General features: G+C 60.6%; 16 protein-coding genes. 8 read left to right on the top strand and 8 right to left on the bottom strand.

All coding sequences use genetic code 11. From position 1 onward, the window contains the following. Positions 1-25: 25 nt before the first annotated feature. The 3 genes from D6Z24_RS17660 to D6Z24_RS17650 are packed head-to-tail and all read right to left on the bottom strand — an operon-like array spanning position 26 to position 3,347. The gene (locus tag D6Z24_RS17660; RefSeq protein ID WP_129127932.1) at positions 26-1,906 is read right to left on the bottom strand and encodes an aryl-sulfate sulfotransferase; all 1,881 of its coding nucleotides are present in this window, start codon (positions 1,904-1,906) and stop codon (positions 26-28) included. A 59-nt stretch (positions 1,907-1,965) separates the two neighbouring features. Beyond that, positions 1,966-2,673: a protein-disulfide oxidoreductase DsbI gene (dsbI, locus tag D6Z24_RS17655; RefSeq protein WP_129127931.1), complete on the bottom strand. Its 708-nt coding sequence runs from the start codon at positions 2,671-2,673 to the stop codon at positions 1,966-1,968. 11 nt (positions 2,674-2,684) lie between these two features. Beyond that, on the bottom strand, positions 2,685-3,347 hold the full coding sequence (locus D6Z24_RS17650) for a thiol:disulfide interchange protein DsbA/DsbL (protein ID WP_246014715.1): 663 nt from the start codon (positions 3,345-3,347) through the stop codon (positions 2,685-2,687). A 577-nt stretch (positions 3,348-3,924) separates the two neighbouring features. Here D6Z24_RS17650 and D6Z24_RS17645 point away from each other — a divergent pair. Then, the gene (locus D6Z24_RS17645) at positions 3,925-5,664 is read left to right on the top strand and encodes an ATP-binding protein (protein ID WP_129127929.1); all 1,740 of its coding nucleotides are present in this window, start codon (positions 3,925-3,927) and stop codon (positions 5,662-5,664) included. Further along, positions 5,661-6,320, top strand: a complete 660-nt coding sequence (locus tag D6Z24_RS17640; protein WP_129127928.1) for a response regulator — start codon at positions 5,661-5,663, stop codon at positions 6,318-6,320. The genes D6Z24_RS17645 and D6Z24_RS17640 overlap by 4 nt, the downstream gene beginning before the upstream one ends. A gap of 4 nt (positions 6,321-6,324) precedes the next feature. On the opposite strand, the gene D6Z24_RS17635 is transcribed toward D6Z24_RS17640, so the two are convergent. Beyond that, positions 6,325-8,136: a tetratricopeptide repeat protein gene (locus D6Z24_RS17635; RefSeq protein WP_162605173.1), complete on the bottom strand. Its 1,812-nt coding sequence runs from the start codon at positions 8,134-8,136 to the stop codon at positions 6,325-6,327. A 552-nt stretch (positions 8,137-8,688) separates the two neighbouring features. On the opposite strand from D6Z24_RS17635, the gene D6Z24_RS17630 reads away from it, so the two are divergent. The 3 genes from D6Z24_RS17630 to katG all read left to right on the top strand — a co-directional run bounded on the left by D6Z24_RS17630 (position 8,689) and on the right by katG (position 12,188). After that, entirely contained in the window at positions 8,689-9,372 is a 684-nt protein-coding gene (locus tag D6Z24_RS17630; protein ID WP_129127926.1) for a glycosyltransferase family 2 protein, read from the top strand. Positions 9,373-9,436: 64 nt separating this feature from the next. Continuing rightward, positions 9,437-9,757 (top strand): MGMT family protein, encoded by a 321-nt coding sequence (locus D6Z24_RS17625; protein ID WP_129127925.1) that lies wholly within the window; start codon positions 9,437-9,439, stop codon positions 9,755-9,757. 229 nt (positions 9,758-9,986) lie between these two features. Continuing rightward, positions 9,987-12,188 carry a catalase/peroxidase HPI gene (gene katG, locus D6Z24_RS17620; protein WP_129127924.1) on the top strand — a complete coding sequence of 734 codons (2,202 nt, stop codon included), beginning with the start codon at positions 9,987-9,989 and terminating at the stop codon, positions 12,186-12,188. Positions 12,189-12,450: 262 nt separating this feature from the next. Here the strand turns inward: katG and D6Z24_RS17615 are convergent, their stop codons facing one another. Together D6Z24_RS17615 and gltB are read right to left on the bottom strand one after the other, a co-directional pair. Beyond that, positions 12,451-13,932 (bottom strand): glutamate synthase subunit beta, encoded by a 1,482-nt coding sequence (locus D6Z24_RS17615; RefSeq protein WP_129127923.1) that lies wholly within the window; start codon positions 13,930-13,932, stop codon positions 12,451-12,453. A gap of 39 nt (positions 13,933-13,971) precedes the next feature. Further along, a complete protein-coding gene (gene gltB / locus D6Z24_RS17610) occupies positions 13,972-18,555 on the bottom strand; it encodes a glutamate synthase large subunit (RefSeq protein ID WP_129127922.1) in 4,584 nt (1,527 codons plus the stop codon). 393 nt (positions 18,556-18,948) lie between these two features. Here gltB and D6Z24_RS17605 point away from each other — a divergent pair, with 393 nt between their 5' ends. From D6Z24_RS17605 to D6Z24_RS17595, 3 genes are all read left to right on the top strand, one after another. Then, the gene (locus D6Z24_RS17605) at positions 18,949-19,290 is read left to right on the top strand and encodes a PilZ domain-containing protein (RefSeq protein WP_129127921.1); all 342 of its coding nucleotides are present in this window, start codon (positions 18,949-18,951) and stop codon (positions 19,288-19,290) included. A gap of 79 nt (positions 19,291-19,369) precedes the next feature. Beyond that, positions 19,370-20,458: a hypothetical protein gene (locus D6Z24_RS17600; RefSeq protein ID WP_129127920.1), complete on the top strand. Its 1,089-nt coding sequence runs from the start codon at positions 19,370-19,372 to the stop codon at positions 20,456-20,458. Between the two features lie 274 nt (positions 20,459-20,732). Next, a complete protein-coding gene (locus D6Z24_RS17595; protein ID WP_129127919.1) occupies positions 20,733-21,911 on the top strand; it encodes a methyl-accepting chemotaxis protein in 1,179 nt (392 codons plus the stop codon). Positions 21,912-22,248: 337 nt separating this feature from the next. Here the strand turns inward: D6Z24_RS17595 and D6Z24_RS17590 are convergent, their stop codons facing one another. Together D6Z24_RS17590 and D6Z24_RS21870 are read right to left on the bottom strand one after the other, a co-directional pair. Next, positions 22,249-25,413, bottom strand: a complete 3,165-nt coding sequence (locus D6Z24_RS17590; protein ID WP_129127918.1) for a hybrid sensor histidine kinase/response regulator — start codon at positions 25,411-25,413, stop codon at positions 22,249-22,251. Positions 25,414-25,686: 273 nt separating this feature from the next. Further along, positions 25,687-26,361 (bottom strand): PEP-CTERM sorting domain-containing protein, encoded by a 675-nt coding sequence (locus tag D6Z24_RS21870; RefSeq protein ID WP_246014714.1) that lies wholly within the window; start codon positions 26,359-26,361, stop codon positions 25,687-25,689. Positions 26,362-26,615 lie beyond the last annotated feature (254 nt).

Raw genomic sequence — 26,615 nt, 5'->3', positions numbered from 1 at the left:
CAGCCTGAGGCGTTTCGCAGGATGGTTACTTGTTGGTGAAGGCCTTGTCCACGCTGAACGGCATGGCCTGGTAGCCGGTCGTATCCTTCAGCTGGATCTCGACGGCGGGCTCTTTGGAGCCGTAGTTGAACTCCATGATGTACGGGTTCGGGTCGCTCTTGAACGCGCCGGTGGTGATGTCGAAATCGGCGCCGGCGGTTGCCGAGTAGACGAAGACGGAGTCCTTGTCGGTCTGGTATTCGGTGAGCGAGGTGACCGGGCTGTACCAGCCGTTGCCGCGCTCTTTGCCGAACTCCCAGATCTGTTCGATGGTCATCTTCTTCTGGTCGATCTTGTAGATGACGGCGCGCGAGTACTTCATGCTCGGCAGGGCAGGCTGCTCCATGCCGCGGCTGTCGCCGTTGTCGAAGACGCTCAGGTAGAGGATGTCACCCTTGGACTTGCTGTCGATCTTGAACGCGGTGTGCTGGGTCCAGGTCCAGTCGAAACCGCCCTCGTCGTTCTCGTAACCGGGGCACTTGGAGCCGCCGGCCTCGCATACGATCTTGTTACCCTTGGAGTCGACCGGGGTCAGGAACTTGCCCAGGTATTCCTTCTTCCACCCTTCGGGGCTTCCCAGGATCCACTTCACCTGCTTGTCGCGGCCGATCTTGACGACCGCCGACTGGTGACGGGAGCTGATGATGATGGAATCGTCCTCGGCGTCGTGGTCGACGCTGTTCACGTGCGCCCAGTTCCTGCCCGGTCCGACGCCGACGATGTCGCCGAACTTGTCGCTCGCGTCCTGTTTCGCGAGTTCCTCGGCGGTCATGGTGTGGCCCGCCTTGCTGGCGTCGATGTTGAGGCACACCGCACCCTGGTCGAGCACCTTCATGTTGACGTCGCGATACGGGTCGAGGATGTCGAAGAGGCGCCACTCGTCCTTGACGAAGCCGGTGGAAGGCTCGACCTCGATGATCACGTCGCGTACGGTGCGCACGTTTCTACCGTCGGCGCGCTTCAGGTTGGAGCTTGCCACGCGGAGGAAGTAGTTGCCGTTGGGGGAGTTGTCCATGGAGTGGGAGAAGTCGTTGTAACCGGCGGGAAGCTCGCGGTTGAAGATCGCCTTGCCCATGATGTCGTACTTCACGTAGCGCTGGCCGAAGCCCCAGCTCATGGCACCGTCGTTGTTCTGCTTGAAGCCCATCATGACGCCGGCGTTGTAGATCGATTTGAGGTCGTAGATGCTGTCGGCTTTCATGTACCAGCGGACTTCGCCCTTGGTGTCGACGATGAAGTTCTGCGGGTAGTAGTTCCACTCGAGGGCGCCGCCGGTCGGGTTGTTCCAGACCGCCCTGGTTCCTTTGCCCGCCTTGTGCAAGAAGTTGTTCACGAAATAAAGCCGGTCACTGAACTTCTTGTCGACCTTCTTGACGTTAGCCCCGGAGAAGAGGGCGGCCTTCAGCGTCTTGGTTGCGTTCGGCTCGGAATACACCGGGGGGGCGTAGAGGGTGTAGCTTTCTTTCGCCTGCTCCCAGTTGCCGTTGAAGAGTTTCGAGTATTCGACTTCGACCGTGTTGACGTAGTCCGCGTAGAGACCGAAGACCGGGATGCCGCCGTGGGTCAGAAGGTGCTTGTTCGCGACGCGGTATTTGATTTCCTGGCCATCCGCCTTGGGGACGATCCGTACCGTGACGTCCTTGAGGACGTACCCGCCGTTTTTGATCACTGCGGTCAAGGGGGCCAGGTCATAGGGGTTCATGACGACCTCGCCCAGCTTCCCCTGGACCTGGTAGTCGACTTTAGCACCGCTCGCGCCGCCGATGGCGAGTGCCATGGTTGGGACTGCGGCGCCTAACATGGCGGAGCACAACACGAGCCGCGCCACTCTTCCGGTTTTCACCAATGCTGCTTTTCGACAGTTCATACTGATCTCCTTTTTTGTTGTCGGGGGCGGACATGCCGCCCCTCACGTCGAGATTGTCGTTATGCCAACTTGCCGGTGTAGCTCGAAGTTTCCACGTGTGCCGCGGCTTGGCGCTTGCGCACCAGGGTGACGACCCAGCAGCCTGCCGCTACCAGCAGGGCCAGGAGGATGACGCCGAAGGTGATGACGGTGCACTGCGCCATGTTCATGAAGTGTGCGGGAGGCCAGAGGTACCACCCTTCGGAGTAGAAGTCGGTGATGGCCTTCTGCATGGAGCTAAGCTGCGCCCCGTCGGGAATGATCGGGTTGTCGTAGCCGCAGTCGCCCGTCGGCTTGAACCATTCCGGAGACCACTTGTCCAGCGGCAGGTGGAACGGGAAGGTGGGCTCCGGGGAGCACCCCTGCACGCCGAAGAGGTCGTCGCTGTGGGCGGCGTGGTGGATCTTGTTCAGCTTTATGCTGTAGAGCACACCCTTGAAGCTTCCCCAGATGGCGAACAGGTAGCCGACGATCTTCAATCCCGCGTTTGAGGGCTTTATTGCCGCGAGGATGCCGCCGAAGGCCATGGCGAAGAAGGCAAGCCTTATGTACACGCACTGCTCGCAGGGCCTCATGTAGAGCCAGATCTGAAACACGGAGTGGGCCAGGATGACCATGAACAGGCTGAGTGCCGCCATGAAGATCCAGAGAAACCGCTTGTCCTGCCAATTGCTGATGGTTCCTGCCGGGTCAGACCTGAAGTTGCCGATCATTTCTGAGAGTTTCACGACGCGTCTCCTTATTTGGTCTTGAGCTCGTTGATGAGCTTCAGCATGCCGTCTATGGAGGTGATGCTCTTGGTCATGACGAGGTACTTGCCGTTGACGACGAAGCCGGGAACGCCCTGAACTTTGGCGACGTCATAGGACTGGTCCCACTCTTTCAAGAGCGCCTTGACCTTGGGATCCGCTTTCGCCTTGTCGAACTCTGCCTTGGACATGCCGACTGCGTCGAGACCGGTCTTCAGGTAGGCGTCGGGGCCCGCATCCCAGCGTTCTTTCTTGTCGTGGTAGGCGGTGTAGTAGGCCATCTTCGCTTTTTTAAGCAGGGATTTTTCGGTGTAAAGATCGCGGTCGGAGAGGCCGGCCTTCTGGTCCTTTAAGAGCAGCACTGCGAAAAGCTCGCTACCCTGGACGCCGTATTTACCTTTGGTCTTCAGATGGAAGGGGCGGAACTTGAGATCGCTCGGCAGCTTGGGAACGAGGTTCGGAGTGATCTTTTTGTCGTACTTGTAGCAGAAGGGGCAGTCGTAGCTGAACACCTTGATCAGGGTACCCTGGGCGTTCGGGATCGGTTTCGCGAGCTTCACGTAGTCGGTTCCCTCGGTGAAGGCGAAGCTGGTTGCTGCGAAAAGGGTTACCATGGCTAAACTCTTGGCGATTGTTTTGACGAATTTCAACATGATCTCTCTCCTTTGTGACTTATGGTTGTTAGTGCTGTTCCTGGCCTCGTTCGGTCTCGTTTGACATGTGATGCGGTGTCTCCCTCCTTTCCTCCTGGTGCCGGGTTGGTGATAGCCCTCACCGTGTTTATGCTGTTGTCGTGAACCGTTTTGCCGATTTATGCTGTTGATTGCCTTTGATGGTTTCTTTTGGTGTCATATTTTGCTTTTTGGTTTATTTAGCAAAACCAAAAGCTGGACGTCAAGCATTTTTTTACAATTTTTTTTACTGCCGTCGCCGCCGGTCCGTGCCATGCAGTCCGCCTGCTGTATTGGTCAGGAAGGTGAGCGTCGGTGAGATCGCTAAAGTTCAGTGATGCATGGAGGTTGCGTTGTGGCAGGAAAACGCTTGATGAGTTGGGGCAGGGGGCGGCAGGAGAAGCTTGATGGGCTTTTGGAGTTGTAGGTTTACAGCGTTTGTGATATTGAAGTAAACTAAATTGGTTTCAAGTGCAGTCACAAGTCCCCCCACCCCTTGCGGGAGGGTGGGCTGTAAACGGGCAACGCTGGTACTAACAGTTTTGACGAGGGTGCCTCAATGAAGCAATTTCTCGAAGCGAGCAAAAGCCGTATCGTTATAGTCACCTATGTCCTGCTCTTCTGCATGTTCTGCTTCTTTTCCTTGATGGACCTGCACAAAAGGACTTCCGATTACGCCTATTTCGCCAACAAGATTAATACCTTCATCAAGAACGCGCACGACAGCGAATCCGAGTATCTCTGCTCGCGCCTGGTCAACTACGTAAGCGTCATCGCAAAAGAGAAACGCTTCGCTGAACTGTTGAAGGCAGGCGACGCGGAAGCCTTTGAGAAGGCGGCTGAACCCATTTTTCAGGACTTCGGCAAGCGGTACGTACCGGTCATCTCGGTGCTGATCTATGACGCTGCTGGAAAACTCATGTATCACATGACCCCGCCGTCGATCCCCCACGCCCCTGAGACATTCAGACCCGTGGTCGGCAAAGAGGTCTTCGCTACCAAGAAATATACCTACGGGTATGAAACCAACATCGTTCCCCTCTATTTCTGCACCGTTCTTCCGGTGCGGGACGCTCGGTCAGATGTGGTCGGAACGATCGAGATAGGTGTCGACCTGTCTTTTTTCCACTACAATCTCAAATGGTTTTTGCACGACGTCAGGACGGCGATCTTCTCCAAGGGGAAATTGCTCGAACTCGACAGGAGCAGCAAGACGGACTCCGCGGAGTTCGTTTACGATTATTACAAAAGGCTGCAGGCCAATGACGCAGAGTTTTTCAACCAGTTCAAAGAAAGGATCGATTTCAGACGGACGAAAAACGACATCCAAATCGGCGACAAGTATTACCTGGTGAGTACGTCGCAGGTACTGAGAGACAACGGAGGTCGCGAAGTCGGCAAATATCTTGTCGCCTACGACATGACGGAGCTGCGCAGCAGACACTGGGGCTATTTCTACGCATGGCTGCTGTTCTTCGCCATCACCGCCTGCGTCATGCTCTGTATCAACCTGGTCGGCTTCAGAAAATATGAGCGTATCATAACCGATCAGAGTAAGATGCTGGCCCAGCGCTCGAAGCAGTGCGCTCTCGGGGAAATGCTCGGACACATCGGACACCAGTGGCGGCAACCTCTCTACAACCTGTCGCTCATCGTTCAGAACATAGGGCTGCAGAACCAGTTCGGCAAACTGGATGACGCCATGCTCAACAAGCAGATCACCCAGGCGAACCAGAACATCGAGTACATGTCGAACATAATAGACGACTGGCGTTCGCTGCTTATGTCCGGCAGCAGCCGGACCGTGATCGAGCTGCAGAGTTCCGTCGAGCGCGCCATCGCAATGGTTGCACCGGTCATGGAGCAGAGCCGGGTCACCATCGAGAACCGGATCACGACGCCGGTCTACACCATGGGCTTCGTGAACGACCTGGTGCAGCTGACGATAAACGTGCTGTTGAATGCGCGCGATCAGCTCTCCATGGTGCAAGGTGACCGCGTCATACTGCTCTCCTGCAGCGAAGAGGGGGGAGGGGTGGTGACGGTTACCTTTCAGGACAACGGCGGCGGCATTCCCAATCACCTGCTGAAACGCATTTTCGAGCCTTATGTCACCACCAAGGACAAGGCAGACGGCACAGGACTGGGACTGTATCTGTGCCACCAGATCGTCGAGAATCTCGATGAGGGGAAGGTCTGGGCGGAGAACAGGTCCTTTGAACTGCATGGTGAAACGCGCTATGGCGCCTGCATCTGCCTGCAGTTCGCCAGAACAACCGAAGGAGGAAAACAGATATGAACGTCACCGCCTTGCAACAGATGACGGTGCTCTTTGTTGATGACGAGGAGACGGCACGGGAGCAGATGAAGATGGTCCTGAGCAGTTTCTGCAAAAACACGATCTGTGTGGGTAGCGCCGACCAAGCCTTGGCCGCGCTGCAGGAGCATCACCCGGATATCGTGCTCACCGATATCCGCATGCCCGGCTTGTCGGGCCTGGAACTCCTCAACGCCATAAAGCAGAAGGATCCGGCGGTCGCCGTAGTCATGGTGTCGGCCCATTCGGAGTCGGAGTACCTGCTGGACGCGTTTCGCTACAAGGCGGACGGCTACCTTCTGAAACCGTTCAACTTCCACGACCTGCTCGAACTGCTTTCCGACATAGCGACAGAGAAGGTGGCCACCGGCAGGGACACCGGCAACGGCCCGGAGAAGAAGGCGTTCGTCCTCAGAATTCTCGATACCCTCGGGGGGAGACGCGCCGAGATCATGGAGTACGTCATCAACCATCTCGATGAGGAGAACCTGTTCCACGGCACCTACGACGAGGTTGCGGAGGCGCTGAGTGCCAGCAAGCCGACCGTGGTCGCTACCTTCCAGATCATGCTGGAAAAGAAGGTGCTGACCCGCCTCAAGTACGGAACGTACCGTATGAACGTGGAGGAGCCTGACTGATTTTCTATTTCCCCCTTTCTTTCAACGCAACGGCGCGGGCAAGGTTTTGACGCGCCTCGGCATTGTTCGCATCCAGGGCCAAAGCGGCCTGGAACTCCCCTACTGCCTCGTTCAGTCGTCCTGCCTTGGCGAGGGCGATGCCCAAATTGTTGTGCGCCGCTACGAATCCGGGGTTCAAGGCCAGCGTCTTCCGGTACATGCGCATGGCCTGCTCGATGGCGCCCTGCTTCGAGTAGACAGCTCCCAGATTGTAAAAGGCATCCGCATTCTCCGGTTCGACGCTCACCACCCTTCCGTATTCAGCCGCAGCCTGTTCCAGCTTCCCCATATCCTGCAGGACCAGGGCATGATGGTACCGGGCCGCTACGTCGTTCGCGTTGATGGCAAGGCACCTTTCGTACTCGCTCGCCGCGTCTAAAAGTTCCCCTTTCCATTCCAGTGCCAGCGCGAGGTTGTAATGGGCGTCGGCGTAGCCCGGACTTAAGGACAAAGCCTCCTTGTACTCGGCGATTGCCTTGTCGAGTTCCCCTTTGGCTGCATAGGCGGCGCCCAGGTTGTGATGGGCAAGGATGTTGCGGCTGGTGACGCTTACGGCACGCTGTAAAACCGTGACGCTGTCCTTCCAGAATTCCAGCTGCCGATATGTCAACAGCATGGCCGCCACCAGTGCGACGCCGGCTGCGGCTGGAAGGAGGCGGGCTGTCTTTGGGAGTCGTGCCGTGAGGCGGGGGACTCCCCACGCCATCATTATGAAAAGGCCGGTTCCCGGGATGTAGCTGAAGCGGTCGGCCATCGACTGGTTGCCTGCCTGGATCAGGCCTATCACGGGGGTGAGCGTGAGAATGAACCAGAGCCACCCGGTGAGGAGGTAGGGATGGTCGTTGCGCTTTCGCCAAAAGAGGCAGGAACAGAAGACGAGCACGAAGAGGGAAAGTAACGGTTTCCAGAGCGGTATGGAGAGCGGGTAGGGGTAGTAGATGGCGAGGTTGGCCGGCCAAAGTGTTTTCAGGATGTAGGCGATGTATGACGTGAGCGCGTTTTCGATCCTGAAGAAGACCGACGTGTTGTAGGTGAGCTTGGTGGCTTCCGCCGTGTTCTGGGTAGAGACGGTCAGTACAGCGACTGCGGCCGAAAGTAGGAAGAAAGGGATCTTCTCCTTGGCCATGGTCCAAAGTCTCAGCCAATGTTCCCTCGCTCCCGTCACTCCTTGGTAACGGCCCAGCGGCCAGAAGTCCATCAGGAGCATCGCCAGGGGCAGGGTAACCGCCATGGGCTTTGACATGAGCCCCAAGGCAAAGGCGACCAGCGCCAAGGCGTACCATGCCTTCCTTCCTACCGCCACGTACCTGGAGTAGCAGATGAGTGCGCTGAACCAGAAAAGAGCGTTGAGAACGTCCTTTCGTTCAGCAACCCAGGCAACCGATTCGACGCGAAGAGGATGGAGGGCAAACATGGCAGCCACGAAGGCGCTGCGCCAGAATGCGCCGGTGGTGCGGAAAAGCAGGACCAACAGCAGCAATGAGCAGAGGATGTGGATGAAGAGGCTGGTCAGGTGATGCCCCCCCGCGCTCATGCCGTATAACGAGACGTCGGTCATGTGGGACAGCCATGTGATGGGGTGCCAGAAACCTGCCTGGTTGTTGAACGAGGTGAAGGCCCATAGCAGGTTCGCCCAGGTGAGCCCCCTTTGCACCATGAGGTTGTGCGTTACGTAGAGGTCGTCGTCCAGATTGATGAATTCGAAGCCATGGACTTGGTAGTACACCGTGGCGGTGACGATGGTGAGCACGATGGAAACAGCAAGCAGACGCCGCATCGCAAATCCTCCTTTGCCTGAGGGACCAAATTGCATTTCATATAAAACAGGGCGATCTGCGGAATGGGGCAGTCTGGAGGAGGCAATGGGGAGGGGCTGCTTTCCGGGGCGCGACCCTGATTTCGACGGCAGATGCCCGGCCATGTGGCTGTCGGGCGAATATCGCAAATGTACATCCTGTGACTGTTGTTTGACAACATGATTTTTTATGGGAAATGCATCTATTCTGGGGTGTTGCCGGTCATTGTCGAGTGTCAGGAAGGTCTTTGTAGGACGGCAAAATGCCTGTGTAGGTAGTACAAAAACAACGCGTAGGATCAATGCCGGTGGGGTGCGAGGTTTATTCTTACCAAGACATTTTATTGAGTAAAAGGCCTGTTTTGACAGACATCCTTGCTTGACCTGAGACTTAGTTTGGTCTAGCATGCCGGAACCTGCATGCCTCATTCAGGGATGCGCGCAAAGTACACGCAATCGGTGCCGCCTCTCCCTCGACTCCATCTTCGTCACTCTTCGGCAGGATCGATCGACTCGAACCAGTGGAAAGATCAGATGAAGTTATCCATCGTCATCCCCGTCTACAATGAAGTGAACACGATCGCAGCGATCCTGGAGCGCGTCCGCGCCGTCGATCTCGACAAGGAAATAATCTGCGTCGACGACTGTTCCACGGACGGAACGAGAGAGATCCTCGCCGACCTGGCCGACGAAAGCACCCGCATTTACTTTCATGACCGCAACCGCGGCAAGGGGGCCGCGCTGCGCACCGGTTTCGGCGCAGCTAACGGCGATATCGTCATCATCCAGGATGCGGACCTGGAATACGACCCCCAGCAGTATCCACGCCTGATCCAGCCGATCCTTGAGGGGAAGGCGGACGTGGTCTACGGTTCCCGTTTCACCACCGGCGAATACCGCCGTGTCCTGTTCTTCTGGCACATGGTGGGCAACACGTTGCTGACCCTTCTTTCGAACATGCTGACCAACCTGAACCTGACCGACATGGAGACGTGCTACAAGGTCTTCCGCAGGGAGGTGCTGGAGCGCATAACGGTTGAGGAAGACCGCTTCGGCTTCGAGCCGGAGATTACGGCGAAGGTGGCGAAGCTGGATGTCAGGATCTACGAGGTGGGGATTTCCTATTCCGGCAGAACCTACAAGGAAGGGAAGAAGATCGACTGGAAGGACGGCGTGTCCGCCCTCCGCTGCATCCTGAAGTACAACCTGCTGCGGTAAAATTGCCGCTTTAAAGGCTGCTGCGGCAGTCTCCCCGGAAGTCGCCTTTACGGCACGCTCTCCCATGAAAAACATCAGCGTTTCGAACTACAGCCGCATTTACGCCGTCGTCGCCGCGATCCCGAAGGGGAAGGTGGCCACCTACGGACAGGTGGCGCTTCTGGCCGGCCTGCCGGGGAGGGCGCGCCAGGTGGGGTACGCCCTGCATGCGGCTGCCGCCCCGTCGCTTCCCTGGCATCGCGTGGTGAACGCAAAGGGTGAGATCAGCCTGCGCTCAGGGGGGAGTGAAGGGGACCGCGTGCAGCGCCTGCGTCTTGAGGCGGAGGGAGTCGTCTTCGACCGGTGCGGGCGCATCAGCCTGGAGCGCTACCGGTGGCGGCCATGATGCTCATCCCCTCTCGATGTTAACCTCTCCTGCTGTAACTGTCGGGCCGGCAGGATGCCGAATCTTTTTCTCAGCAATGACTGTGGCGTTAACTCACCGCAATGTCTCATACCCCTTTTGCCTTCCGCTAGCACGCTAGCCGATACATTCAATTTCCGCCGTTAGACAGGTACATACCTCGACGCTATATTTCTATGACAGTAAATTCCCCGCGAAAGGAGCCAATGTCATGAGTATGGAAGAGAAGTGCCCGGTAACGGGCAAGACCGGCAGGCCTGCCGCTTCCCGCGGCACGTCGAACCGGGATTGGTGGCCGAACCAGCTGGACTTAAAGGTCCTGCACCAGCACTCAACCCTGTCGAACCCGATGGACAAGACATTCAACTACGCAGAGGAGTTCAAGACTCTCGACCTCGATGCCGTGAAGAAAGACCTGTTAGAGTTGATGACCGATTCGCAGCAGTGGTGGCCGGCGGACTACGGCCACTACGGCCCGCTCTTCATCCGAATGGCGTGGCACAGTGCGGGCACCTACCGCGTCGGTGACGGCCGTGGCGGTGCCGGGATGGGGGCACAGCGCTTCGCCCCGCTCAACAGCTGGCCCGACAACGCGAGCCTCGACAAAGCACGCAGGCTCTTGTGGCCCATAAAGCAGAAGTACGGCAGGAAAATCTCCTGGGCGGACCTCATCATCCTTGCCGGGAACTGCTCCCTCGAATCGATGGGGTTCAGGACCTTCGGGTTTGCCGGGGGGCGCGAGGATGTATGGGAGGCGCCCGAAGACATCTATTGGGGGATGGAGGAGACCTGGCTCGGGGACAAGCGCTACTCCGGGGAGCGGGAGCTTGAAAATCCCCTCGCTGCGGTCCAGATGGGGCTCATCTACGTGAACCCGGAAGGGCCGGGCGGCAACCCTGACCCGGTCGCCGCGGCCGGGGACATACGCGAGACCTTCGCGCGGATGGCCATGAACGACGAGGAGACCGTAGCGTTGATCGCCGGCGGCCACACCTTCGGCAAATGCCACGGTGCGGGACCGGCTTCGCACGTGGGGCCCGAGCCCGAGGCTGCGGGGATCGAGGAGCAGGGGCTCGGGTGGAAGAGCAGCTTCGGGACCGGTAAAGGTCCGCACACGATCACGAGCGGCCTGGAGGGCGCGTGGACCCCGGACCCCGTCAAGTGGGACAACGGCTATTTCGACGTCCTCTTCGGCTACGAATTCGAACTAGTCAAAAGCCCCGCCGGCGCCCACCAGTGGATACCCAAGGACCCGGCGGCGCGTAGCACGGTCCCCGACGCCCACGACCCCGCGAAGCGGCACGCCCCGATGATGCTCACCACCGACCTTGCCCTGAAGGTGGACCCGATCTACGGGCCGATCGCCAAGCGCTTCCACGAACATCCCGACCAGTTCGCCGACGCCTTCGCCAGGGCCTGGTTCAAGCTGACGCACCGCGACATGGGGCCGCGTTCGCGCTATCTAGGTCCGCTCGTCCCCTCCGAAGAGCTGATCTGGCAGGACCCCGTTCCCGCGCCCACCCACCCGCTGATCGAGGAGGACGACATCGCGTCGCTCAAGGGGAGAATCCTTGCCTCCGGGCTCTCCGTCGCGCAACTGGTCGCGACCGCCTGGGCCTCGGCCTCCACCTTCCGCGGCTCCGACAAGCGCGGCGGGGCGAACGGGGCGCGCATCCGGCTCGCACCGCAGAAGGATTGGGAGGTGAACCAGCCGGCCCAGCTCGCCGTCGTGCTGCAGACCCTCGAGGGGATCAGGACGCAGTTCAACGGCGCCCAGTCCGGCGGTAAGCAGGTCTCCCTCGCCGACCTGATCGTCCTGGGCGGCTGCACGGCCGTCGAGGAGGCGGCGAAAAGCGCCGGCTGCGAAGTCGCCGTCCCCTTCACGCCCGGGCGCACCGACGCCGCGCAGGAGCAGACCGACCCCGCCTCCTTCGCCGTGCTCGAGCCGGTCGCCGACGGCTTCCGCAACTACTTAAGGAAGAAGTACGCGGTTAAGGCGGAGGAGCTCCTGGTGGACCGTGCGCAGTTGCTGACCCTGACCGCGCCGGAGATGACCGTCCTGGTCGGGGGGATGCGCGTCCTCGGCGTCAATAGTGAGCAATCGCCGCACGGGGTGTTCACGAAGCGCGCCGGGGTGCTCACAAACGACTTCTTCGTTAACCTGCTGGATATGGGGACGGCCTGGAGTGCGGTGCCTGGAGACGACGAGGTCTTCGAGGGGCGCGACCGAGCGACAGGCGCGCTCAAGTGGACCGGCACCCGCGTCGATCTCATCTTCGGCTCCAACGCGCAGTTGCGGGCCATCGCCGAGGTGTACGGCAGCGCCGATGCTAAGGAGAAGTTCGTGCGCGATTTCGTGGCTGCATGGCAAAAGGTCATGAACCTCGACCGCTTCGATCTGGCCCGTTCCTGATCGGCCGCAGGGCAGGGGACTGGCTCCGCAGGTGCCTGTCCCCCTAGTTCATGTCCCCCTAGCCCAGGGCCAAAGGCAAATCCCCCCTGTTCCCTCTTCGCCAAGGCTGCGGGGGACAGGCTCCCCCTTTGCAAAGGGGGGAGCTTTAAGGCCACCGCTTTCAGCAAGTGAGGACACGCGTTGCTCTGGAACTCCATGAAGAACAAAAAAAGGCACTTGGGGAAACCCCAAGTGCCTTTTGTCGCATTATCGGAAGAGGCCGCTACGGCAGCTCGGTCTCTCCCATGAGGAAGCGGTCGCACTCGCGTGCCGCGCCGCGACCTTCGTTGAAGGCCCAGACGACGAGGCTCTGGCCACGGCGGCAGTCGCCTGCGGCAAAGACGCCCTCGACGCTGGTGGTGTAGCGGTTGAACTCGGCCTTGATGTTGCTGCGGCCGTCACGCTCGAGGCCGAGCGCCTCGGGGAGCTCCTGCTCGGGACCTAAGAAGCCCATGGCGAGCAGCACGAGGTTCGCGGGACGGACCTTTTCGGTGCCGGGCACCGGGACCGGGATGTACTGTCCCTTCTCGTTTTGCTTCCATTCCACCTCGACGGTGTGCACCGCTTTCACGTTGCCGTCGGCGTCCCCCTCGAACTTGGTGGCGGTGGTGAGGAACACGCGGGGATCGGCGCCGAACTTCGCGGCGGCCTCCTCCTGCCCGTAGTCGACTTTGTGGACCTTCGGCCACTCCGGCCACGGGTTGTCTGCGGCGCGGGTGTCCGGGAAGCGGGGCATGATCTCGAGCTGGGTAACCGACTTGCAGCCGTGGCGCAGCGAGGTCCCGACGCAGTCGGTGCCGGTGTCGCCGCCGCCGATGATGATGACGTCTTTGCCTTCGGCGGAGATGAACTCCGCCCCTTCGTTCAGCACCGCCTTGGTGTTGGCGGTGAGGAAGTCCATGGCGAAGTGGATCCCCTTGAGCGGACGCCCATCGATCGGGAGGTCGCGGGGGAGGGTGGCGCCGGTGGCGAGGATGACCGCGTCGAACTCGCCCTTCAGCTTCTCGACCGGGTAGTCGGCGCCGCCGATGGCGGTGTTGCAGACGAAGTTGATCCCTTCCTGCTCCATGAGCTTCACGCGGCGCAGCACGACTTCGCGCTTGTCGAGCTTCATGTTCGGGATGCCGTACATGAGAAGGCCGCCGGGGAGGTCGGCGCGCTCGAACACGGTCACCTGGTGCCCGGCCTTGTTGAGCTGGGCGGCGGCGGAGAGACCTGCCGGGCCGGAGCCGACCACGGCCACCTTCTTGCCGGTTCTCATCTGCGGCGGGTTCGGGGCGATCCACCCTTCCTTCCAGCCACGGTCGATGATGCTCACCTCGATGTTCTTGATGGTGACCGCGGGGTCGATGGAGCCCAGGGTGCACGACCCCTCGCACGGGGCGGGGCAGACCCGGCCGGTGAACTCGGGGAAGTTGTTGGTCCTCAAAAGCCTCGTGAGCGCCTGTTTCCACAGGCCGCGGTAGACGAGGTCGTTCCACTCGGGGATCAGGTTGTTGATGGGACAGCCGCAGGCCATGCCGCTCACCAGCATCCCGGTGTGGCAGAAGGGGATGCCGCAGTCCATGCAGCGCGCCCCCTGGGTGCGGAGGTGATCCTCCGGCAGATGCAGATGGAACTCGTTCCAGTCCTTGAGCCTCTCAAGCGGCTCGCGGTCGGCCGGGAGCTCGCGTTTGTATTCCATGAATCCGGTAGGTTTTCCCATAGCTATTTCCTATCTGAAGAAATCAGTTGATCTGCTTTTTTAGTGCGCCGCCTGCTTGGCGTTCTCCTCGAAGGCCGCCGCAAGGGCGTCGTCGCCGGTAAGGCCCGCAGCCTTCGCGCGCTCGATGGCCAGAAGCACCCGCTTGTAGTCCGTCGGCATGACCTTGACGAACTTGTGGGCGTGGGTTTTCCAGTCGTGCAGGATGCGGGTGGCGCGGGCGCTGCCGGTCCTCTTCGCGTGCTGGGAGATCATCTCCTTGAGGGTCTCGAGGTCCTGCTCTTCCAAGAGCTCCAGCTTCACCATCTCGGTGTTGCAGCGCTCCTTGAAGTCCCCAGCGCTGTCGAGGACGTAGGCGACCCCGCCGCTCATACCTGCCGCGAAGTTCCTTCCTGTCTCACCGAGGACGACGACGATGCCGCCGGTCATGTACTCGCAGCCGTGGTCGCCGACCCCTTCAACGACCGCGTTTACGCCCGAGTTCCTGACGCAGAAGCGCTCGCCTGCGATGCCGCTTATGTAGGCGGTGCCGCTCGTGGCGCCGTAGAAGGCGACGTTGCCGGCGATGATGTTCTCTTCCGCCTTGAACGGCGAGCCGTCGGGCGGGTAGACGACGATGGTGCCGCCGCTCAAGCCCTTGCCGACGTAGTCGTTCGCGTCGCCTGCAAGTTCCAGGGTCATCCCCTTGGGAATGAAGGCGCCGAAGCTCTGGCCGGCGGAGCCGTGGAACTTGAGCCTGATGGTGTCGTCGGGGAGCCCTTCGGCGCCGAAGGCGCGGGTGACTTCGTTGCCGACGATGGTGCCCGCCACGCGGTCCACGTTGGTGATAGTGAGCTCGGCGCTCACCTTCTCGCCCTTCTCGATGGCCGGCTTGCAGATGTCGAGGAGCTTCTTCATGTCGAGGGACTTCTCGAGACCGTGGTCCTGGCTCTCGACGCAGTAGCGGCTGCCGTTGACCGCCATCTTCGGCTGGTACAGCACGTTGCTGAAGTCGAGCCCCTGCGCCTTCCAGTGGGCGACGGCGCGCTTGGGCTCCAGACGGTTTGCGCGTCCGACCATCTCGTTGAAGGTGCGGAAGCCGAGCTCGGCCATGATCTCGCGCACCTCCTGCGCGATGAAGCGCATGTAGTTCACCACGTACTCGGGCTTGCCGGAGAAGTTCTTCCTGAGTTCCGGGTCCTGCGTCGCGACGCCGGCCGGGCAGGTGTTGCTGTGGCAGACGCGCATCATGACGCAGCCGAGTGTCACGAGCGGCGCGGTGGCGAAGCCGAACTCCTCGGCGCCCAAAAGCGCCGCGATGGCGACGTCGCGGCCGGTCTTCAACTGGCCGTCGACCTCGACGATGATGCGGCTTCTAAGGTTGTTGAGCACGAGCGTTTGGTGCGTCTCGGCAAGACCCAGCTCCCAGGGGAGACCGGCGTGCTTGATCGAGGAGAGCGGGGAGGCGCCGGTGCCGCCGTCGTAGCCCGAGATGAGCACGACGTCGGCGTGCGCCTTGGCCACGCCGGCCGCGATGGTGCCGACGCCGACCTCGGAGACGAGCTTCACGCTGATCCTCGCGCGGCGGTTCGCGTTCTTCAGGTCGTGGATCAGCTCCGCGAGGTCCTCGATGGAGTAGATGTCATGGTGCGGCGGCGGCGACACGAGGCCTACGCCCGGGGTGGTGTGGCGGGTCTTCGCGACCCACGGGTACACCTTGTGACCCGGCAACTCGCCCCCTTCGCCCGGCTTCGCGCCCTGCGCCAGCTTGATCTGCAGCTCGGCCGCGTTGGTTAAGTAGTTGCTGGTGACGCCGAAACGCCCCGAGGCGACCTGCTTGATGGCGCTGTTCTTCGAGTCGCCCAGCTCGTTGGTCCAGGTGAAGCGTTCCGGGTCCTCGCCGCCTTCGCCGGTGTTGGAGCGGCCGCCGATCCTGTTCATGGCGATGGCCAGCGCCTCGTGCGCCTCCTGGCTGATGGAGCCGTAGGACATGGCGCCGGTCTTGAAGCGCTTCACGATCTCATCGACCGACTCGACCTCCTCGATGGGGACCGGGATGCGGATCTCGGTGTTGAAGTCGAGAAGGCCGCGAAGGGTGTAGAGACGCTCGTTCTGCTCGTCGATCAGCTGCGAGAAGACCTTGAACTCCTTGTAGTCGTTGGTCCTGGTCGCCTTCTGCAGCGCCTGAATGGTGAGCGGGTTGAAGAGGTGCTCCTCACCCTCCTTGCGCCACTGGTACTGGCCGCCCGGGTCGAGGGTGGGGTCGGCCGGGACGCGGTGCGGGTACGCCTTTTTGTGGCGCTGCAAAAGTTCCTGGGCGATGCCGTCGAGATCGATGCCGCCGATCCTGGACGGGGTCCAGGTGAAGTACTTGTCGATCAGCGACTGGTGCAGGCCGACCGCCTCGCAGATCTGGGCGCCGCGGTAGCTCTGGATGGTGGAGATACCCATCTTCGCCATGGTCTTGACGATCCCCTTGATGGAGGCCTTGACGAAGTTCTTGACGCCGGTCTTGTAGTCGATGCCGGTGAGCATCCCCTCCTTGATCATGTCGTCGATGGACTCGAAGGCGAGGTAGGGGTTGATGGCGGTGACGCCGTAGCCTAAAAGCACCGCGAAGTGGTGCACCTCGCGCGGCTCGCCCGACTCGAGGATCAAGGAGGCGTGGGTCCTCGTCGCGGTACGGATCAGGTGGTGGTGCAGGCCCGCCACGGCGAGCAGCGCCGGCAGCGCCGCGTACTCCTCGTTCACGCCGCGGTCGGAGAGGATGAGGATGGTGGTCCCCATCTCGATGTGGCGGATCGCGCTGGAGAAGAGGCTCTCCAGGGCCTTCTCCATCCCCTCGGCGCCGTCGGCGGCCTTGAAGAGGAGCGACAGGGTCGCGGTCTTGAAGCCGGGGCGGTCGAGGTTCCTGATCTTCTCCACGTCCTCGTTGGTGAGGATCGGGTGCTCGAGGCGGATGACGCGGGCGCTCGTCGCGGACGGCTTCAAGAGGTTCGACTCGGAGCCGATCCTTACCGCGGTCGCGGTGATGATCTCCTCGCGGATCGGGTCGATCGGCGGGTTGGTCACCTGGGCGAAGAGCTGCTTGAAGTAGCTGTAAAGAAGCTGCGGCTTCTCGGAGAGAACCGCTAGCGGGGTGTCGGTGCCCATGGAGCCCAGGGGCTGCACGCCGGAGGTCGCCATGGGACCGATGATGGTCTCCTGGTCCTCGAAGGTGTAGCCGAACGCCTTCTGGCGCTGCACGAGGGGGGATTCCTCCTCGGCCTGCGTCTTCGCCGCTTTCGGGAGGTCGGCCAGCAGGTGGTGGTTCACCTTGACCCAGTCGGCGTAAGGCTTGGCGGTGGCGAGGTCGTTCTTGATCTCCTCGTCCGGGATGATGCGACCCTGTTCGGTGTCGATGAGGAACATCTTGCCCGGCTGGAGGCGACCCTTCTTGATCACCTTAGCCGGGGACACCGGCAGCACGCCCGCCTCGCTCGCCATGATGACGAGGTCGTCGTCGGTCAGGTAGTAGCGGCAGGGACGCAGGCCGTTTCTGTCCAGCACCGCACCGATGATGCGGCCGTCGGTGAAGGTGAGGGCGGCGGGACCGTCCCACGGCTCCATGAGGCAGGAGTGGTACTCGTAGAAGGCACGCTTCTCCTTGCTCATGGTCTCGTGGTTTTCCCACGGCTCCGGCACCATCATCATGACGGCGTGGGGAAGCGTACGACCGGTCATGAGCAGCAGCTCGAGACAGTTGTCGAACATCGCCGAGTCGGAGCCGTTGGTGTTGATCACCGGCAGGAGCTTCTTGATGTCGTCGCCGAAGAGCTCGCTGTTGAACATGGACTGGCGCGCGTGCATCCAGTTCACGTTGCCGCGCAGGGTGTTGATCTCGCCGTTGTGAGCGAGGTAGTGGTACGGATGCGCGCGGTCCCAGGAGGGGAAGGTGTTAGTGGAGAAGCGGGAGTGCACCACCGCGATGGCGCTCTCTACCGCTTCGTCGCGCAGCTCCGGGTAGTACTGGTCCAGCTGGGCCGGCATCAGCATACCTTTGTAGACGATGGTGCGGGTCGAGATGCTGGCGACATACCAGTACGGATCGACCTCCTCGTCGCGGATCTCGTGGATGGCGCGCTGGTTGACGAGGTAGAGCTTCCTGTTGAAGGCGTCCTCGTCGGCGCACGAAGCGTCGCGCTTGAAGAAGATCTGGCGCACGAGCGGCTCGCCCGCCTTCGCGGTATCGCCCAAGGACGAGTTGTCCGTCGGCACTTCGCGCCAGCCGATCACCTCGACCCCTTCCTCGCTGATGATGCGCTGGAAGACGTGCTTCGCCGCGCTCCTCTCGGTGGCCTCGGGGGAGGTGAAGAGCATGGCGACGCCGTACTCGCCGGGCGCCGGCAGCTCGAAGCCGAGCTCGGGGCAGGCCTTGCGGAAGAAGGCATCGGGAATCTGGATCAGAATCCCGGCGCCGTCACCGGTGTTGTGCTCGCTCCCCACCGCGCCGCGGTGGTCGAGGTTTTCCAGGACGGTTATCGCCTGCTTGACGATCTCGTGGGATTTCTTTCCCTTGATGTTGGTGACGAAGCCGACGCCGCAGGCGTCGTGCTCGAACTGGGGATCGTACATCCCTTGCTTCTTGGGTAATCCGATTGTTTTCATGATGCAACCTTTGCGGGGTTAGTGATCGTGCGCTGCGTCCGCGAAGGGGAGCAGTTACTGTGCCAACTCGGCAGAAACACGCGCGGAAAAAATGTTTACGGTGTAAGTGGCGGCTTTTCCGCCATCCCTTCCCCGCCGCTGCAGGCAGGGCGGCAGCCCGTTGTAATACGAAGTGATTACTCTCGCTACTCAGGAGTGTACTCAGGTTCTTCTGCGGTAGTCATCGGTCTGACATGCTGGAGCAGAGAAGGTACATCGAAGGATATAGGAAAATGTACCCGATGCCGTATTCAATATCATCCTTTCTTCGGTTACTTTGTAGGAAATTTTCCGGCGACATAAGCCGCTGGAAAACGTAAGACTAAATTCTCTCATCCAGTGATGTGATGCTCAATGCCTGACTATGTTAACAGAAACTCCGTACGCTACCAGGGCCAGATCCCGGTGGAGGTCAAGCAGGGGATGGGCCTTACCAGGAACTTCAGCACAAGCGGCATCTATTTCGTGACTGATCAGCCGGTGGCACTGGATGAACGCCTCGAAGTGGTGATGCTGCTTGACTATCAGCACTTGGGCCAGCGGGTCAGACTTCACTGTATGAGCGATGTGGTGAGAGTCGAGCCGTGTGACGAGTTGCTGGGGGTGGCCGTAGCCGTCGAAGGGTGCCGCTTCGAGCTGGTGACGGATGACGCCGAACCGCCGCGCGTGGATGGCGGAGCCTGCGGGCACGCCTGAGCTGTGTAGGTCTTTTGAACGATTACCGTCCTGTCCGGGTTTTTAATTTAAATGCATGGAGATAAAAGGAGGAAGTGAAATGAAGATGAAGACCTTGTTTTCGGCTCTGGCCATCACGGCCGCAGGTTTTGCCACCGCGGTAAGCGCACAGGCGGCTTCGGTCCCCAAAAATGCCGCCGACTTGAGCGTAGTGCCGGGGATTACGGCCTCGAACGTCATCCCGGAGCACCCGGCGCAGCCCGCCAACAGCTATTTCTACAAGTATTCCGTGAACGACGGCGGGAAAATCATCGACTCGATTCCGGTAAAGATGTGCCTCAATACCTCCACCGGCACGTGGTCGCTTTTCTACGTCAACTTCAGTGACCCCAACGGGAGCACCTTCGGGATTTCCGTTCCGGGCAACACGATGATCACCCCGACGGATCTCAACACCTGCAAGGACACGACGATAACGATCGATACCGAGCCGCTTGTCTTGGCCGATGCTACCAAGGCGGAGGTCCGGGAAACCAACATCAACGTCAAGCCCGAGGGCAAGAACCCCAACGACATCAACATCAGCAACAACTTCCCCAACATCCACATCCTCTACGAGATCAACCCGGTCCTGAACGACACCACCTGCTTCACCACCGACGGTGACGGCAACCTCCTTGCCAAGTGCGACGGCACCGCGGTCACCGCATCCGGCAGCGACGACGGCCGTTTCTCCATCGTCACCAACAATAAGAACGTTCAGAAATCGACCAATCCGGGGCAGTTCTACTACAACGTCCTCTGGACCAACATGACCGGCAAAGATCAGGTGGTGAACGTTTCTTTGGCCGTAACAGGTGGGGCCGCCAAAGGGGCCAACGCCATCCACGCCTACGCCTTCGCGCCGTCCTTCTCCGGTGTCACCCCCGAGGCCTTCCAGATGGTCAACGACGGCATCGACAGCCTCGCGGGCGGTTCCGACGGCTCCATCGATGGGATCACCGTTCCGGCCGGTTGGACCCTCTGGACTAACTACCACATGGATTGGGCCGGGATCGGCACCACCGCTCCGACCGGCGCCGCTAGTACCTGCGGGGGGGCTGACCAGATACTCAGTGTGATCGGCACCGTAACCGGCGATGGCTTTACTCGCTCCTGCACCTCCGGCGCGAAGGGTTACAAAAAGTAACCAGCGCGTATCAGCCGCAATCACAAAGGGGGCCGGAAAATTCCGGCCCCCTTTTTCCGTTCCTGTTAGCGATGATCTTCCAGTAAGAAGAGGGGAGACGGATGTCATGTCGCGGGACTCATTGCTGATCAGGTTTCTTGACCGGGGAGTAAGAAAAAAACGCCGTGCCTCGATAACGCGCTAAAGAAGAGGGAGATGCTTCCGAAGAGAATACAACAAAATGTAACACTGTTAGTGCTGTGAGCCCGGACAAGTAAACCCGTCGAGGAAAACCATGAAATTTCTCTTTGATCTCTACCTGCATCTGCGTATCCGCACCCGCATCATCCTGCTCTGTGTCTGTTACAGCTTCTGCATAATCTTCGCCGTGGGGGCCGGACGCTCCTTCTCCCTATCCATCTCGGTCATATCCACCGTGCTCTTTCTCATCGCCGGGGTCTTCTTCAGTTCCCTGCTTTTCTGGTCGGTGAACGACGCGCTGAAAAGGATCATCGGCATCCTGGATACCATGATCAGCGGGGACCTCACCAAGCCGATCCAGGCCAGGCGCAACAACGAGATCAGCACCATCATCCGCTCCATCGATGCCCTGCAGACCACGATGCGGGACATGATCAGCCAAATCCAGCAGAGCTCGGAGCAGGTGGCGTTCACCTCGCACCAGTTGCAGGACAACGCCGACCGCATCTCCGCGGGGACCGATGACGTAGCCTCCCAGACCAACGCCGTGGCCGTCGCCAGTGAAGAGATGGCCGCGACCTCCGGCGACATCGCGCGAAACTGCGTGCACGCCGCCGAGAACTCGACCCGTGCGAGCCGGACCGCAAGCTCCGGCGCAGACGTGGTGCGGCAGACCACGCTCGGCATGGAACGTATCGCAAGCCGGGTGCAGGGGGCGGCCAAGACCGTGGAGGAACTTGGCGCCCAGTCGGATCAGATAGACCAGATCATCGGCACCATCCAGGAGATCGCGGACCAGACCAACCTGCTCGCTTTGAACGCGGCGATCGAGGCGGCGCGCGCCGGAGAGCAGGGGCGCGGTTTCGCCGTCGTTGCCGACGAGGTGCGCGCCCTCGCCGAGAGGACGACCCGGGCGACCCGGGAGATAGGCGAGATGATCAAGGCGATACAGGGTGGGACGCGCGGTGCCATCGCCGCCATCGAGGAAGGGGTGGCCGAGGTGGGAAAAGGGGCGGAGTACTCGGCGCGCTCGGGCGAGGCGCTCGAGGAGATCCTGGCCCAGGTGAGCGTGGTGAGCGATCAGATCAACCAGATCACCACGGCGGCTCAGCAGCAGACATCCACCACCGACGAGATCACCAGAAGCATCCAGAGGATCACCGACGTGGTGCAGCAAACGGCCCATGGCGTCACCGAGACCGCGGCCGCGGCGTCCACACTCTCCCACCAGTCCGAAGAGCTGCAGCGCCTGGTGCGCCAGTTCAGGCTTTAAAAAGGTTCCTCCGGGAATTATGGGAAGTATGTGTACGTCAGTCGAAGCGGTGAGCAGGCATCACGTTCCCCCCTTTGCGAAGGGGGGACAGGGGGGATTTAGCCCTTTTACCAACTCAATAGTCAATGAACACACTGTGGGATCAGGCGCGGGCTGCCAGCAACTTGGGTGATTGCAACCGCTGACAGCGGGAACAAAGACAAATCCCCCCCGTCCCCCCTTCGCAAAGGGGGGAGCGCGAGTTCACCTGCGTCGCTTCGTGACCACGCTTTTTCGCCGTCCCCGTAATTCCCGCGTGAACCTTTGAAAACCCCTCCCGTCGCACCGATGCGGGCGGTCAGCGCCGCAGCGCTCTTTCGATGGCCTGCTTCATCGATGCTACGTTGTACGGTTTCTGGATGAAGCCGCTTGGGATCTCTCCGCCTAATTCACGCGCAATTTCCTGCTCGTTATAGCCGCTGGACATGATCACCGGCACAACGGGCGCAATGCGGCGCAACTCGCGCAGGCATTCCTTGCCGTCCATCCGTGGCATGGTCATGTCGAGGATCACGAAGCCGATCCCCGGCGTCTGCCTGAAGACTTCCAGTGCTTCCTCACCGTCCTTTGCCAGTACCGGCGTGAACCCAAGCTGCTTCAACATCTCCGCTCCCACGTTGCGGACCGCCTCTTCGTCGTCCACGAGCATCGCCTTTACGCACCCTTCCGGCTGCGCGGCCTCTCCTTGAACGTCGGCACCTCCAACATCCTCCTTTACAGCGGGAGTCCCGACAGGGAGGAATATCTGGAAGGTTGATCCCTTGCCCGGTTCGCTCGTGATTCTTATCGCTCCCTTGTGCCCCTTCACGATCCCCTGCACTGCGGCCATCCCGAGGCCGCGACCGGTGAACTTGGTGGTGAAGAAAGGATCGAAAAGCCTCGCGATGGTCTCCCGGTCCATGCCGCACCCGGTATCGGTGACCGTGAGGCAGACGTAGTCTCCCTCCGGTAGCTCATCCTGCCGCGCCTCGAGGATGTGCCTGGGCTCGCCCGTGGCACTGCCGGTCGTGATCACGATCTCTCCCTTTTCTCCATCGATCGCTTCCGAGGCGTTGATCACGAGGTTCATGACCATCTGGCGCAACTGTGCCGGGTCGCCATCGATGACAGGGAGCGGCCGGTGCAGATGGTAGCTGAGTTTTGCCTGCCTGGAGACCGAGATCTCCAGAAGTTGAGCGAGCTCCTCGATCAGCTGGTTCAGGTCCACCGCCTCGATCACGAACCTCCCCTTGCCCGAATAGGCAAGCATCTGCTTGGTGAGGTCGGCGGCTCGTTGCCCCGATTGCAGGATCCTGTGCAGGTTTTCCGCCGCGGATGCACCCTCGGGCATGCGCATGAGGGCGAGGTCGGCGTTCCCCATGATGGCCATGAGGATGTTGTTGAAGTCGTGGGCGATACCGCCTGCCAGCACCCCCAGGCTCTCCAGTTTCTGGGCGTGCAGCAACTGCTGCTCGAGCTGGGCCGCCTGTTTTCTTTGCGTGATGTCCTGAATGATCCAGATGGAGCCGTCCTCTGCGGCATCGGGGTTCACCATCTGCCCCGAGACGTTGCACCAGATGACCGAGCCGTCCTTGCGCTTGGTTCTAAGGTCGGCGGAGTAGATCTCTCCGCGCCGCAGCGCCTCGTAACCCGCTTCCTCCATGCGCTGGTACCACGCCTGGTCGGCGTAGAAGATCGCCGTGTCCTTCCCAAGTGTTTCCCCCGGCTCATATCCCACGATCCTGTCGAAGGCCGGGTTTGCCCGCTGGATGGTCCGGTTCTTGAGCAGGCATGCTCCAAGCGGCATGGTGCTCAGGATGATGCGTTGCTCGCTCCAAAGCCGCTCCACCTCACGCGTGCGCTCTGCGACCCGCTGTTCCAGCGATTCGTTCAGGCCCTTGAGCGCGCCAAGATAGTCGTTGATGCTGTCGCTCATCTCCCTGAAGTTGACGATCAGGTCGTCCGTTTCCGTGATGCCGCTCTCCGGCCAGCAGACGCTTCCCCCCGAGGCGAGCCGCGCGGGGAGGTCGCTGGTGAGCCTGCGCAGGTTCTCGATGCTCCCCATGATGCGACGGCTCAAAAAGTCTGCAAGGGCAAGCGACATGAGCAGGATCACTAGGAGGATGGTGAGCTTGCCGGTGTAGCTGTCGTGCAGCTTCTTCTGGAAAGGCGCCACCGGCTGTTCCAGGATCAGTTTCCATTCCGCGAAGTCGCCGACCGCTGCCTCGGCGCCGTAGTAGGATTTCTTCCACCGTTCCGACATCGGGGTGTTCGGGGGGGCGACCGGCACCCACTGGGTGATGCCGCGGGGCAGGTGCTTGAGGGTTCCCTTCCCCCTTTGCACCGGGGTCATGGACTTCTGACCGGGCCTGTTGCTCATGATCACCTTGCCGTTCTTGTCCAGCAAGGTGTAAAGGATGTCGCTTGATTCGGAGGTCTTGTCCAACTGCTCCTTGATCTGGTGCAGGCTGAGCACGCCGATGAGGTAGCCGCCGTACCCCCCTTTGACGACCACCGGGGCGAGCACGGAAACGATCGGCTCCGGTGTGCCGATCCTGCCCATCACCACCTCCGAGAGCATCGGCTTCAGCGTCTGCTTCAGTTTCGGGACGTAGGGACGGTCCGCGAAGTTTTTGCCGAGGTTGCTCTGACCCATCTCATCGGAAGGCGGATAGTAGGCGATGGTCGTGGCCTCTTTGTCCAGAAGCCCTATGCGCTTGAAGTTAATGTCGCTCCTGGTCGCCTGTTCCAGGAAGGGTTGCAGTTGACGCGGTGAGAGGGTTGCGGCCATTTCGGCAAGCCGCACCACCGGCGCCTTCCGGGCATTAACCCAGGTGTCCAGGCGTTTCGCCTCGCGCCCGATGTCCTGTATGAGCCCCTCGCGGATCATGCGGTCCGTCTCGGCGAACTCGCTTTTGCAGCCGATGGCCAGAAGGATCAGAGACGGGATCAGGACGAAGAAGGCGAGCAGGCTCGAAATCAGCTCCCCGAACCGGATGCGCACCGACTTCGACCTGAGGGCGAACCCGGTGAAGAGGAGCCTGGCGACGATGGCGTTGGCGATGCCGTTCACCGCCTGCTTGGTCATTACGATGTAGGTGTTGCTCAGGGGGACCTGCATCACCACGTGGTAGAAAAGGTAGACGAGCGGCATGCCGACCACGATCCAGTACACGGCGTCGGCTGCGACCATGCCGAACCTGCGTCGCTGCATCAGCAACCCGACCAGGGCGGTTTCGGCTATGAGGATGAGGCATGCATAGGGGTGATTCCAGAGGAAGTAGGTGTAGCTGCCGATGGCGGCTGCAGCGATGATGCCGCGGGTGAGGCCGAAGAACTGCAAGGCGAGCATGGCGAAGATGCTGCCGAAGAGGAAGTCGATGTTGAGGAAGATGGTGAACTTGAAATAGTTGCCGGCAAGGCCGGCGGCCACCAGGACAAAAAGTGGTATCGGTTGTTTCTTCAAGTCGGACAACTCTGGCAAGGTCTTCTCCCGTGGCGGCGGATGACTGCGTCAATAAGGTGCGTTCAACTGTAAGAAGAAATGCATGACTGTCATAGATAACTGAATGCTGGCACAGCTTGGGTGCTAATCAGCATAACAGGTATTCCAGAAAATTTTAGTACAGTAGCTTAGACTTTTTGTGATGTCATTCATCCATTGCGCAGCTCTCTGATACCTTCCGGAGGAGCCCGCCTCGCAAAAAAAAAAAGCCGCCCGAGTGGGGCGGCTTTGGTCAAAACAGGCGCGGCGTCGTCAGGCCCGTACCCTGCGCCTGCCGTAGACGGCGAGTCCCAGGAAGCCTACCCCAAGCAGCAGGAAGGTGCCCGGTTCCGGCACTGGGGCCAGTTCCGCATCGAAGCTCGTGCTGGCGTGACCGTTATGGGTGATTTCCAGAGCCTGGGTCAGGGAGTAGGGGACGTCGAGTCCCAGTGCCGAAGCGGTGTTGACGTCGCTGAAGGCGAGGCCGCTGTACAGCTCCTCGGTCAAAACCGTGCTCATGGCAAAGTCGGTGTTGGCGGCGTCGAAGTAGGTGCTGTACTTGACCGTTCCTCCCGTGGTCCCGCCGATGGCGGCCTGGAAGCTGGAAAATGCGCCGGTAAAGCCGGTGTCGGTGAGGTAGATGTAGAGCTTGCTGGTGCCGCTCGAGCCGCTGGTCACGTCGACCGAGTTAAGCTCCAGCCGCGGGTAGTCCAGGCTCCCCAGGATGGGGTGGGAAAGCCCGGTGCTCACGTTGGTGGTGAAGGCGCCGACGCTGCCGATGTAGGTGACGGCGCCTGCCGCGGGGTTAATGTCCCCCACCCCGTTGTCCCCTATGGTGACAGTATTGGCGCCGCCGTCCGTCAGTCTTATGGACAGTGCGTTCGCAGATGTGGCCATCAGCATCAGGGTGAGCACGATGACCGCCATTCCTCCTCTTCTCACTCGCATGGATTACCCTCCTTGAGATGAGACTTTATGTGACGCCATAACTCTCAGCATCATGCGTGCCAGGCTTGGGAAAGCACCTGATTCCGCACGGTTGCGCCTGGCGTGCTTAGTCGCCTCGCCCCCCCTCATTGCATGCGCGCGCAGCCGTGGCCGGGCGGACACCACGTGAAATCAGGAGGTTACCGATCCGGGACTGTGCCGCCGGTCCGTACACCCGCTTGTCGGTGGCCGCGGCGGCTTTACACACCTTCTTT

The sequence above is a fragment of the Geomonas oryzae genome (assembly GCF_004117875.1).
Taxonomy (GTDB): Bacteria; Desulfobacterota; Desulfuromonadia; order Geobacterales; family Geobacteraceae; genus Geomonas; species Geomonas oryzae.
Note: the sequence above shows the minus strand (reverse complement) of the source record. Positions and strands in the feature narration are given on the sequence as shown.